8 protein-coding genes are annotated in these 12,884 nt (G+C 67.8%); 7 read left to right on the forward strand and 1 reads right to left on the reverse strand.

The annotated features are described in order from the left end of the window. Positions 1–40: 40 nt before the first annotated feature. Positions 41–445 carry a hypothetical protein gene (locus GBO37_RS10700; protein ID WP_252928917.1) on the reverse strand — a complete coding sequence of 135 codons (405 nt, stop codon included), beginning with the start codon at positions 443–445 and terminating at the stop codon, positions 41–43. 345 nt (positions 446–790) lie between these two features. On the opposite strand from GBO37_RS10700, the gene GBO37_RS10705 reads away from it, so the two are divergent. The 7 genes from GBO37_RS10705 to GBO37_RS10735 all read left to right on the forward strand — a co-directional run bounded on the left by GBO37_RS10705 (position 791) and on the right by GBO37_RS10735 (position 12,880). Continuing rightward, positions 791–979 (forward strand): hypothetical protein, encoded by a 189-nt coding sequence (locus tag GBO37_RS10705; protein ID WP_252928919.1) that lies wholly within the window; start codon positions 791–793, stop codon positions 977–979. A 192-nt stretch (positions 980–1,171) separates the two neighbouring features. Then, positions 1,172–1,396, forward strand: a complete 225-nt coding sequence (locus GBO37_RS10710) for a hypothetical protein (protein WP_252928920.1) — start codon at positions 1,172–1,174, stop codon at positions 1,394–1,396. Between the two features lie 492 nt (positions 1,397–1,888). Next, a complete protein-coding gene (locus tag GBO37_RS10715; protein ID WP_252928922.1) occupies positions 1,889–3,325 on the forward strand; it encodes a hypothetical protein in 1,437 nt (478 codons plus the stop codon). Then, positions 3,262–9,687, forward strand: a complete 6,426-nt coding sequence (locus GBO37_RS10720; RefSeq protein WP_252928924.1) for a GH36-type glycosyl hydrolase domain-containing protein — start codon at positions 3,262–3,264, stop codon at positions 9,685–9,687. The genes GBO37_RS10715 and GBO37_RS10720 overlap by 64 nt, the downstream gene beginning before the upstream one ends. A 124-nt stretch (positions 9,688–9,811) precedes the next feature. Continuing rightward, positions 9,812–10,891, forward strand: coding sequence for an ABC transporter permease (locus GBO37_RS10725; RefSeq protein WP_252928926.1), 1,080 nt, complete (start codon positions 9,812–9,814; stop codon positions 10,889–10,891). Beyond that, positions 10,888–11,652: an ATP-binding cassette domain-containing protein gene (locus tag GBO37_RS10730; RefSeq protein ID WP_252928928.1), complete on the forward strand. Its 765-nt coding sequence runs from the start codon at positions 10,888–10,890 to the stop codon at positions 11,650–11,652. The genes GBO37_RS10725 and GBO37_RS10730 overlap by 4 nt, the downstream gene beginning before the upstream one ends. 4 nt (positions 11,653–11,656) lie before the next feature. Next, on the forward strand, positions 11,657–12,880 hold the full coding sequence (locus GBO37_RS10735; RefSeq protein ID WP_252928930.1) for an MlaD family protein: 1,224 nt from the start codon (positions 11,657–11,659) through the stop codon (positions 12,878–12,880). The last annotated feature ends 4 nt before the right edge of the window (positions 12,881–12,884 follow it).

Below are 12,884 nucleotides of genomic sequence, written 5' to 3' on the forward strand. Positions count from 1 at the left end.
AGCTTCGCGAGCAAGTCGACCAGTAGCGCTGATCAGGAGGCTAGTGCGGCAATGGCGACGTCAGTGTGTTGATCCACTGCTCTACTCGCTGTTCCACTGTCCGGCCGTCCTGCACCTGAGACGCCAACCTGGGGCCGTTCTTGATGTCTCGGCTCACAGACGGCATAACGTCAAGCCCGCCTGCCTTAGTTGCCATTTCCGTGTCATTCTCCAATGCGGCCCGCACGTCTGCCTGTGTCGTGCGTCGCATCTCCCTTGGTCCCGATCCTGCGCTCGGACCATAGATCAGCAGGAAAGCAGCTGCCTCCCGGAATGCTGGAAAACTGAGGCCATCAAGCAGTTCTTCTTCAACCAGCAACTCGTATTGCCCGGCAGGAAACTCGTCTGGGGATCCACGAAGAACGAACGGATGCTTGAAGACGATAACCGACGTGAAAGATCGCATGTACATCAAGTTCTCCTTGGATGAAGGCCTCATTGGATTTTTGCAGGCAGGGTTTGATAACGCAAAGGCGACTTATGGCTTGCCAACGTCACGTGAGCAAAAGTGACGTGAGGGCTGAGCGGCCGCCGCCGGACAAGCCTCACGCCCTTAACTCAGAACTTACACCACACCTCTCGTCAAACGAGAGCCTTATTTTTTTAGCAGGGTTTCACCATAGATGTGCTGATGTAGATCAGTGACGTGCCGGGCAAAAGAAAGACCAACGCTGGTAGCAAATTGACGTCTTGCACCCTATCTAACTTATGCAGGCAGGAATTTCTTGGTTGCATTATGGAGGACCCGATAATGGGTGCCGAAAAAACAACCCTCGACAATTACGTTCGCACCAATCGCTCGGCTCCGAAGCGTGAACCGATGCTCGATCGGGTGAAGGGTGAAAAGCAAGACCAGGCCACGGAAGATGCGAAATCCAAAGGCGACATGCAATCTGAAGGTGGTTCGCAAAGACCACACGACAGTCTGTCTAAGCGATAAGCATAAAAGGCATAAAAAGCGGCGGTATTTCCGCCGCTTTTCCCGCTTCTGAAGGCAATCGTTCCGTCTTGTACATCCCTCAGCACTAGCTTCTATGCGGGGACAAAACGACGTACGCGCCTTAATGCGTCCCATGCAGCCGCGATAGAATTTTAATTTTGATGCATTTCTATCAGAGGGGAAGGAACTACAATGATCGAGAGAAATACCCGTCAGCGTCAACAGGCAGAAGATGCCTTTAAAATTACCAGAACTCTCCGCAATACGCGCCACCGGGTATTCGAAGAGATCGATGCAAGCAAAGTCGTCGCAGAAGAAAAGACCTCTAGATTGCGTGAGGCTCGCTTGATTAAAGAAGCGAGGGTAAAAACTGAAATGATCGGTAAGCCAGCGCGCAAGCGCGTCCGGAAGCTTTGATCCCGTTGGTGTGGATGCCTGGTTCTCTATCGTCTTAAATATTATTTTCGATCAATTTAGTTTTTTGACCTGCGCCAAAACCTGCGCATGTCATGATGCATCTACGAAGTTGACTCTCGATCGTCAGCTGAGCTGGCGTTGATACCGGCCAGTGCCACTAACGCCAGTACTCTCCAACCGCTCATCTTGCTCCTTCCGGTCTTTCAGGCTGGTTCTCAAGGAATGTTTTTGCACATGTTCGATCAAGCTGTCAGTCCCGGGCCGCTGTGGTCCGATGCTACTCCCATCAGGTCGGAATTGTTCAGCCTCGAGCGGCTGGAACAGCATGCCATGACGCTTGCGGCGCGTCAGACCGTTATTGCGTCTCCGCCAAAGGTCTCGTCGCTCCACAAGCGCCTGGCGGACAACGCGCGAGCGCTGCGTCAGGCATATCACGACAACGCAGACGATGCCGCGAGCGGGCGACCGACGGTCCCCGCAGCGGACTGGCTTTTGGACAACTATCATCTGGTCGAAGCGCAGATCCGCGAGATCCGCGTTGACCTGCCGCCCGGCTACTATCGGCTGCTGCCGAAACTGCAGTCGGGGCCATTTGCAGGCTACCCCCGCGTCTTCGGGATTGCTTGGGCTTTTGTTGCGCATACGGACAGCCACTTCGATGCCGAGACACTGCGCCGCTTCCTAATCGCCTATCAAACGGTCCAGCCCTTGACGATCGGCGAATTATGGGCCGTTGCCATCACCTTGCGCATCGTTCTGGTCGAGAACCTACGCCGTCTGACCGACCAGATGGCCCTGGGCCGGCAGGACCGCAGCCGTGCGGATCAACTGGCCGACCGTATCCTGGCGCCGGGAGGGGGGCATCCCGACCTGCTGTCCGGTGCAATTGCGAACCCAATGTCGGAATTGTTCGCGGCTCAGTTGGCCGGACGGCTGCGACTGCTGGACCCTGACGTGACCCCCGCAGTGGGCTGGCTCTCGGAGCGATTGGCGACACAGGGTGCCTCAGTCGACAGCGTTGTGCGCCATGCGCAGGAACGGCTAGGCGCGTCGAACGTGACGCTGCGCAACATCATCACCGCCTTTCGAGGCTTGTCCGCCACCGACTGGAGCACGCTGTTCGAGGATGTCAGCCTCGTCGAAGCGCATCTGCGCCGCCATCCCGGCCATGCCCGCATGGATTTCGCCAGCCGCAACCTCTACCGCAGTGCAGTTGAGGAGCTGTCGCGCGGTAGTGGCCGGAGCGAGACGCAGCTTGCCGACATGGCGGTGACCCTGGCGGCCGACAGCACGCGCGATACCCCGGCCGCCGATCCCGGCTGGCACCTGATCGACGCGGGCCGCCCGGCGCTGGAACGGGCGGTGGGCTTTCGCCCGCCGCCTCGGCTGTGGCTGCGAAGGCTGGGTATATCCGCGGGCCTGTCGGGCTATCTGGGGCTGATCGCGGGTACCACCGTCATACTGACCTCGCTGGCCGCGTGGCTGACCGGATCAGGCTGGCCTTGGCTGATCGCGATGATCATACCTCTTTCTGCGCTGTCGATAGTGATGGTTGATGTGATGGTCGCGCGGTCCGTGGGGGCCGCGTTGCTGCCGGGCCTGGACCTGCGCGAGGGTGTCCCGCCCGCGATGCGCACGCTGGTCGTCGTGCCGGTGATCATGACCGACGCCTGCGACCTGCAGCGCCAGTTCGACAGCCTGGAGATTCACCACCTGTCCGGGACCGGCGGCGATCTGACCTTTGCGCTGCTGACGGACGGGGCGGACGCGCCGCAGCAGGACATGCCGGGCGACGCCGATCTGCTGGCACTGGCGGCGCGGCGGGTCGCGGCGCTAAACGCTGCCCATGCCCCCGGTCCCGCGACGTGCGCTTTGTCATCACGCTGGACGCCGATACGCGGCTGCCGCGCGACGCGGCGGCGCGGCTGATCGGCAAGATGGCGCATCCGCTGAACCGCGCGCGTCTGGACGCGGCGCGGGGCATGGTGGTCGCCGGATACGGCATCCTGCAACCGCGGGTGACGCCCGCGCTTGGGTCGGGCATGACGGCCTATCTGGCCGCGACGTCGGGGCCGGGGGGGATGGACCCCTATGCCTCGGCCGCGTCCGATGTGTTCCAGGACCTGTTCGGCCAGGGATCGTTCACGGGCAAGGGCATCTATGACGTCGACGCATTCGAAGCCGCGATGGCGGGCCGCATCGCGCCGGGCACTGTCCTCAGCCACGATCTGCTGGAGGGGGTGTTCGCCCGCGCGGGCCTGGCCTCGGACATCGAGGTGGTCGAGGCGTTCCCCGCCCGCCACGACCTGGCCGCCGCCCGCCAGCACCGCTGGACCCGCGGCGACTGGCAGTTGGCAGGGCGCGTGACGGACGCGGCCACGCCCATGCTGGGACGCATCAAGATCGCCGATACCCTGCGCCGGTCGCTGCTGGCGCCCTTCACGCTGGCCGCGCTGCTGGCAGGCTGGCTGTCGCCGCAGCCGGTCGCGGCGACGGCGCTGCTGCTGGTCGTGCTGGCCCTGCCCTCCATCCTGCCCATGCTGCTTGGCATGATGCCGCGCGGCCCATCCCCAGATATGCGCAGCCACCTGCGCCAATCGGCGGGCGATGCGCGCGCGGCACTGGCGCAGCTGGCGCTGACGCTGGCCATGCTGCCCGACACCGCGTGGCGCATGGGCGACGCGATCCTGCGCACCGCATGGCGCATGCGCGTGTCGCGCCGCCACCTGCTGGAATGGACCACCGCCGCGCAAGATCAGGTCGGGCCGCGCCCGGACCTTGCCGCGCTGGCGCGCCGTATGGCGGGCGGTCTGGCGCTGACCGTGATCGTCGTGGCGATTGTCGCGGCGATTGCCCCGGCCGGGATGCCGCTGGTCCTGCCCTTTGCCCTGCTGTGGCTGGCCGCACCCCTGATCGCGCAGCGCAGCGGGCGGGTGCAGCCCCCCGATGCGCGGCCCCTGTCGCCCGAATCCGCGCGGGCCCTGCGCCTGACCGCGCGTCGGACCTGGCATTTCTTTCAGACCTTCGTGACGGCCGAACACCGTCACCTGCCGCCCGACAACCATCAGGAAACGCCGGTGCCGCTGACGGCGGCCCGCACCTCTCCCACGAATATCGGCCTCTATCTGCTGTCCTGCGTCGCCGCGCGGGATTTCGGCTGGATCGGCCTGCCCGAGACGGTGTCCCGCCTGCAACAGACGCTGGAATCGGTCGCAGCGCTGGAAAAGCTGAATGGCCACCTGTTCAACTGGTACGATACGACCGATGGCACGGTGCTGGCCCCGCGCTATGTCTCGACCGTGGACAGCGGCAATCTGGCCGGGCATCTGATCGCGCTGGCGCAAGCCTGCCAGGACTGGGCCGACGCGCCGGACCAGGACGTCCGCCCCGGCCTGCTGGACACGCTGGACCTTGCCCGCCCGGATGGCAACCCCGAGCTGATGGACCGGATCGCGGTCGCCATCACCGCGCCGCAGCCCGAATGGGCCGCGATCGCGCGCCTGACCCGCGGGGCCGGCACGGATTGCCCGTGGCTGGCATCGCTGCATCATCAGGCGGCGGCGCATCTGGCCGATCCCGACCCCGACCAGTTGGACGCCCTGCGCGCATTGGCCGTGCAGGCGCATGACATGGCTTGGGCGATGCAGTTCGGCTTTCTGCTGGACCCCGACCGCAAGCTGCTGTCGATCGGCTTTGCCCAGTCCGAGAACACCCGCGACCGCAGCTGCTATGACCTGCTGGCGTCCGAGGCGCGGCTGGCCAGTCTGTTCGCCATCGCAAAGGGCGACATTCCCGCAACCCACTGGTTCCGGCTTGGCCGCCCGGCCGTCCCGATGGCGGGCGGCGCGACTCTGGGGTCGTGGTCGGGGTCGATGTTCGAATACCTGATGCCGATCCTGGTCATGGACGAACCGCCGGGCAGCCTGCTGGATCAGTCGAATCGCCAGTCGGTCGTGGCCCAGCAACGCTATGGCCGCCGCCGCGGAGTGCCGTGGGGATTGTCGGAATCCGGTTTCAACGCGCGCGACCTGCAGATGAATTACCAGTACTCCAGCTTTGGCGTGCCCGATCTTGGCCTCAAGCGGGGGTTGGAGGCAGATCTGGTCGTGTCGCCCTATGCCAGCGCGCTGGCCGCGATGGTCGATCCGCAGGCGGCGGCAGACAACCTGGCGCAACTGGCCGATTTGGGCGCGGTGGGGCCCTTCGGCTTTTACGAGGCGCTGGATTTCACGCCCCTGCGCCGCCCCACCGGGCAGGCCGTGGCGCTGGTGCGCAGCCACATGGCGCATCACCAGGGCATGACCATCGTCTCCATCGCCAACGTGCTGCAGGACGGGCGCATGCGCGCGCGGTTCCACGCCGAACCCGCGATCCGCGCGGCCGAACTGCTGCTCCAGGAACGCATCCCGCGCAATATTCCCGCCGCGATCCCCCGCTTGGACGCCAGTGCCCCCCGCCCGGCCTCGACCGAGGACATGCAGCGCATGGCCATGATCGAGGGGGCGCCCCACAGGCCGCCGATCGCGCATATCCTGTCGAATGGCCGCTATGGCGTGACCCTGACCGCCACGGGCGGCGGCACCAGCCGGTGGGGGCCGCTGGCGGTCACGCGGGCCGAGACCGATCCCGCCTGCGACGAGGGCGGCAGCCGCCTGTGGATCCGCGATCTGCGCACGCAGGCCCTGACCCGGATCGGCGGCGCGGACCCCACCGATCACGCCCGCGTCGAGTTGTTCGAGGATCGCGTGCTGTTCCAGCGCCAGGACGGCCCGCTGTCCACCGCGCTGGAGGTGCTTGTGTCGGGCGAGGACGATGCCGAGGTGCGGATGCTGACGCTGACCTCGACCGCCCGCGTGCCGGTGTCGCTGGAGCTGACCTCCTATGCCGAGCTGGTCCTGACCACGCCGCAGGCCGAGGCCGCGCATCCCGCCTTTGCCAAGATGTTCGTGCAGACCGAATACCTGGCCGAATACGGCGCGCTGATCGCGACCCGCCGCCCGCGCAGCCCGGGCGAGCCACGCATCTGGGCCGCCCATTTCACGGTGGTCGAGGCCACCCAGTCCGCGCCCATGCAGTTCGAGACCGACCGCGCCGCCTTTCTGGGTCGCGACAATGATCTGCGCCACGCGGCGGCCCTGGCACCGGGGGCCACGCTGCAGGGCGGGGTCGGCACCGTGCTGGACGCGGCCTTCGCGCTGCGCCATCGCATCACCATCGCGCCGGGCGGGGCGGCGCGGCTGGCCTTCTGGACGGTGGTGGCCGACACGCGGGCGGGCCTGATCGACCTGATCGACAGGCATCATGACCGTAACGCGGTCGACCGCGCGCGGACCCTGGCCTGGACCCAGGCCCAGGTGCAACTGCGCCATCTGGGGATCACCACAGCCCAGGCCGCGGCGTTCCAGGCGATGACCGCGCCGATCCTGTGGCCGGACGGCCGGTTCCGCGCCCCGGCGGGAACCGGGGCGCCAGGCAAGCAGTCCGTGCTGTGGTCGCAGGGCGTCTCCGGCGATCTGCCCATCGTGCTGATGCGCATCGCGGATCAGCACGACATGGCGCAGGTCGAACAGGTCCTGCTGGCGCAGGAATACTGGCGCATGAAGGGCCTGGCCGTGGACGTGGTGATGCTGAACGAACACCCGGCGTCCTATGTCCAGGGCCTGCAATCGGCCATCGAGGCCGCACTGCGCGGTGCCCGTCCGCGGGCGCAGGCCGAGGCGCCGGGCGGTCAGGTCCATGCCCTGCGCCGCGACCTGCTGCCGCCCGAGGTCACCGCGCTGCTGCTGGCCACTGCCCGTGTGGTGCTGATCGCGCGCAACGGACCGCTGGCCGATCAGGTGGCCGCGATGGCCGCACCGCTCGCCAAGGCCGTCCGCATGCCCCGCGTGCCGCACGGCGCGCCGCCCCGGACCGACGCGGCAACCGGCGTGGCCGAGACGCTGGAGTTCTTCAACGGCACCGGCGGCTTTGCCCGCGGGGGGCGCGAATACGTGGTGATCCTGGACCAGGGCCGGACCACCCCCGCGCCCTGGATCAACGTGATCGCCAATGACGGCTTCGGCTTTCACGTCTCGGCCACCGGCGCAGGCTGCACCTGGGCCGAGAACAGCCGCGAAAACCGCCTGACCCCCTGGTCCAACGACCCGGTGACGGACCCCGCGACCGAGGCCTTCCTGATCCGCGACGACGACACGGGCGCGGTCTTTTCGCCCACCGCCCGCCCGCTGGCGGGTCCGGGACGGCACGTCGCCCGCCACGGCATGGGCTATAGCCGGTTCGACCATCACGCAGGCGGTTTGGCGCTGGAGCTGCTGCAGTTCGTGCCGCTGGAGGGTGCTGTGCGGATTTCAACCCTGCAGATCCGCAACCTGGGCACGCAGCCGCGGCGGCTGACCGTGATCGCCTGCACGCAGCCGGTGATGGGTGTCACCCGCGCCGGGTCGGCGCAGCATCTGGTCAGCGAACGCGATGCGGACACCGGGGCCCTGCTGGTCCGCAACCCGTGGAACGTGGCCTTTCCCGACCGGGTGATGTTCGCCGACCTGATGGGCGTACAAACCGCCGTCAGCGGCGACCGGGCCGAGGTTCTGGGACCGGACGGTGCGCTGTCACCCCCGACCGCCCGCCTGTCGGGGCGCGCAGGCGCGGGCCTGGACCCCTGCCTGTCGCTGGAAACGCCGGTGCTGTTGGCGCCGCGCGCCACGGTGCAGGTCGGGCATCTGCTGGGACAGGCGCCCACGACCACCGAAGCACAGGCGCTGATCGCCCGGATGCGCGACGCGGACCCCGCAGATCTGCTGGCGCAGGTCGAGGCGCATTGGCAATCGGTCACAGGCACCATCCAGGTGTCGACACCGGACCGGGCCATGGACATCATGGTGAACGGCTGGCTGCCCTATCAGACGCTGGCCTGCCGCATTCAGGCCCGCGCGGCATTCTATCAGGCCAGCGGCGCATACGGCTTTCGCGATCAGTTGCAGGACGGCATGGCGATGACGCTGGCCCAGCCCTTACGGGTACGCGCGCATCTGCTGCACGCAGCATCAAGGCAGTTTCCGCAAGGCGATGTGCAACACTGGTGGCTGCCCCATTCGGGTCAGGGGGTACGCACCCGCATTTCGGACGATTGCGTCTGGCTGGCGCATGCGGTGGCGGATTACGTGGCGGTGACCGGCGATCTGGACGTGTTGGACCACGACCTGCCCTATCTGGACGGTCCCGCCGTGGCGGCGGGTCAGCACGATGCGTTCTTCCTGCCCGACCTGTCCGCACAGCGCGGCACGCTGTGGGATCACGCCGCCTTAGGGCTGTCCCGCGCCATCGCGCAGACCGGTGCCCTGGGCCTGCCGCTGATCGGCACGGGCGACTGGAATGACGGTATGAACCGCGTCGGCGAAGACGGACAGGGAGAGAGTGTCTGGCTGGGCTGGCTGCTGCTGGACGCGCTGCGCCGCATGGCGCGGCTGGCCGATGCCCGCGACCCCGTGATCGCGGTCGAGTGGCGCGACCATGCCGACAGGCTGGCCGCGGCGCTGGAGACGCATGGCTGGGACGGCGACTGGTACCGGCGCGCGACCTTCGACGATGGTAGCTGGCTGGGATCGGCGGCCTCTCCGGCCAGTCGGATCGATTCCATCGCGCAAAGCTGGGCCGTGCTGTCCGGCGGCGCCGACCCCACCCGCGCCGCCCGCGCCATGGGGTCGCTGGAGACGCAGTTGGTCGTGCCCGATCCGGGGCTGGTCCTGCTGTTCACGCCGCCCTTCGACGGGGCGGCGACGGGCAACGACCCCGGCTATATCGCGGGCTATCCGCCGGGCCTGCGCGAGAATGGCGGTCAGTACAGCCATGCCGCCATGTGGGCGATCCTGGCCCATGCCAGGATGGGCAACGGCACGGCGGCCGCGCGGCTGCTGGCGATGGTGAACCCGATCAACCATGCGCTGACCCCGCAGGACGCCGGACGCTATCGGGTCGAACCCTATGTCGTGGCGGCCGACGTCTATTCCGTCGCGCCCCATGTCGGGCGGGGCGGCTGGACTTGGTATACCGGTTCCGCTGCCTGGATGTACCGGGCCGCGACCGAGGGCATCCTGGGCATCCGGCGCCGCGGCGGCCATTTGGTGATCGCCCCCTGCCTACCGCAGGACTGGCCTGGCATCACCGCGCGCCTGCAGGTCGATGGAACGACGATCACGGTCGAGGTCACGCGCGGCGGCGATGCCGATCGCTGTCCCTGCGCCTTTGTCCCGCTGGACGGGGGGTGTCACGCCATCACCCTGACCCTGTCGTGAGGTTCGGTCGCCTGATCTGGATCAAGGCGCGCCCTGCCCTGGCGTGCGATGATCGGGGCCAGACAGACCGCACCGGAACGACCCCCATGCACGCCGCCCTGCCCCTTGCCGCCCCACGGCACGCATGACCCGCCTGGCCCCGACACTGACCGTCGATCCGCAGGGCCCGCGCCTGGTCCTGTCGGGCGATCTTGTCGTCTGGACCCTGGGCCAGCTGCCCCCACAGGACGCGACCGGGATCGACCTGGCCGCCCTCGCCCGCCTGGACACCGCCGGCGCGTGGGAGCTGGCGCGACGACGCGCGGCGGGGGCGGCCCTGACCGGCCTGTCCGCGCGGCATGCCGACCTGTTGGCCACGGTGACGGCCGCGCTGCCCGTGGCCGACCCGCCGCCGCCCTTCGTGCCAGCATGGCAGCGCATGCTGCAGGCGACGGGAAAACGGGTCACGGGCGCGGGCCTGTACCTGGTCCAACTGGCCGAATATCTGGGCCGCACCTTGGCCGCGCTGGCGCGCGCGTTGCGCCATCCGACGCGGTTTCCGCTGACGGCTCTGGTCCATCACGCGCAGGAAACCGGCCTGCGCGCGGTGCCCATCGTCACGGTCATGTCCTTTCTGATCGGGGTGGTGCTGGCCTTTCAGGGGTCCGACCAGCTGCGCCAGTTCGGGGCCGAGGTCTTTGTCGTGGACCTGATCGCGATCTCCATCCTGCGGGAACTGGGCATCCTGCTGACCGCGATCGTGGTCGCGGGGCGCACGGCCTCGGCCCTGACGGCGTCCATCGGATCGATGAAGATGCGCCAGGAGATCGATGCCATGCGCACCCTGGGGCTGGACCCCGACATGGTGCTGATCCTGCCCCGCATCCTGGCGCTGGTCATGGTGCTGCCGATCCTGGGGCTGATCTCTGCAGTCGCGGGGCTGCTGGGCGGCGCGGTGATGTCCTGGGTCGAGCTAGGCATATCCCCGGCCGTGTTCCTGGCCCGGCTGGCCGATATCAGCGTGACCCATGTCATCGTCGGGCTGACCAAGGCGCCGGTCTTTGCCCTGATCATCGGCGTGATCGGCTGTCACGCGGGGATGCAGGTCGGCAAGGACGCGGAATCCCTGGGGCGGATGACCTCGTCCGCGGTGGTCAGCGCGATCTTTGCGGTCATCATCGCGGATGCGGCATTCTCCATCTTCTTTGCTCGGGTGGGGCTGTGAACGAGGCCGTTGTCCAGGTGCGGGGCCTGCGCACGCAATTCGGCAGCCACGTCGTCCATGACGGCCTGGACCTGGACCTGAACCGGGGAGAGATCCTGGGCGTGGTCGGCGGGTCGGGCACGGGAAAATCCGTCCTGCTGCGGGCCATCGTGGGGCTGGACGCGGTCCGGGCCGGGACCATCGACGTGCTGGGCAACCGCATCGGCACGCTGTCCGGCCCCGACCGGCGCGCGTTGGAACAGCGGTGGGGCGTCATGTTCCAGGACGGCGCGCTGTTTTCGTCCCTGACCGTGCGCGAGAATGTCGAGGTTCCGCTGCGCGCCGTTCCCGGCCTGACCAACGCGCAGTGCCGCGGCCTGGCCGAACTGAAGATCGGCATGGCGGGCCCGCCGTGGAAGGCCAATGACGACATGCCCGCCGATCTGTCGGGCGGCATGCGCAAGCGCGCCGGACTAGCCCGCGCCCTGGCCCTGGACCCCGAGATCCTGTTTCTGGACGAACCCACCGCCGGGCTGGACCCGATCGGGGCGTCCGCCTTTGACCGGCTAATCGTCACGCTGCGTAACGCGCTGAACCTGTCGGTGTTTCTGGTCACCCATGATCTGGACACGCTGCATGCCTGCTGCGACCGGGTCGCGGTTCTGGCCGAACGCCGCGTGCTGACCACCGGCACGATGGCCCAGATGCTGGATGTCGATGACCCCTGGGTCCACGAATATTTCCACGGACCGCGTGCGCGCGCCGTCACCGGCAAGGATTAGGCGCATGGAAACCAAGGCCAATTACGCGCTGATCGGCGCCTTCACCATCGCGGGGTTCCTGGGGATCTTGGGGTTCGTGCTGTGGTTCGCGCAGCTGCAGCTGGACCGGCAGTTCGCCTATTACGACGTCTATTTCCCCGAGGTGTCGGGCCTTGGCCCCGCATCCGAGGTCCGCTTTGCCGGCCTGCCGGTCGGGCGGGTCGTGGACATGCGGCTGGCGCCGGGGAACCCCCTGCCGGTGCGCGTCCGCATCGAGGTGATCCTGGACACCCCGATCCGCAGCGACAGCCTGGCCGCGCTGGAGGTGCAGGGCGTCACCGGCGTGGCGCTGGTCGCGGTCACGGCCGGGTCGGCCCGCGCGCCGCTGCTGCGCGTCGCGGACACGTCCGAGGTGCCGGTCATCGCCTCCAGCCGGTCGGCCCTGCAGACGCTGACGGACGAAGGGCCGCAGATCATCGCCCGCCTCAGCCTGGTGGCCGAACAGCTGACCCAGATCCTGGGGCCGCAGAACCAGGGGCGGGTGGCCGCGATCCTAGACAATGTCGAACGCTCCAGCGGCAATCTGGATCAGGCGCTGGCGGATGTGGCGGCGGCGACTGATGCAATCGCGGTCGCGGCAACGGGCATCGCGGCGTTCGGGGACCAGATGGACGGCTTGGGCGGCAGCGCGGCGATCACGCTGGACCGCTTTGCCGACGCCGCCGTGCAGGCGCAAGCGACGCTGGACCGGGTGGACGGCTATGTCCAGGGCGACCTGGCCACGCTGACGCAGGAGGTGCAGCGCGGCGCGGCGGGGCTGGGCGATCTGGCCGATCGGGGGCGATCCAGCCTGGACCGGCTGGACACGACGCTGGCCGCCGGGACCGGGGCGTTCGACACCGCGCAACGCGTGATGGGCGATCTGACGCCCGTCGCCGCCGACCTGCGCACCACACTGAGCGCGGTCACCACCGCCATGACCGGCCTGCCGGAGGACCTGCCCCGCATCGGCGCCAGCCTGCGCGCGGCATCCGACAACGCGGCGGCGGCATTCGCGTCGCTGCGGGGCGTGCTGGACGGCGCGCGCGGACCGGTTCAGTCCTTTGCGGGCGACACGTTGCCCCAGATCACCCGCCTGTCGCAGGACATGCGCACGCTGGTCCAGAACATGGATCAGCTTGTCTCGACCCTGCGGCGCAACCCGGCGCAGCTGCTGTCCGGCCCCCGCACCCCCGAATTCCGCAGATGAGGTT

Source organism: Paracoccus sp. 08 (assembly GCF_024105395.1).
In the GTDB taxonomy this organism is placed as follows: Bacteria; Pseudomonadota; Alphaproteobacteria; order Rhodobacterales; family Rhodobacteraceae; genus Paracoccus; species Paracoccus marcusii.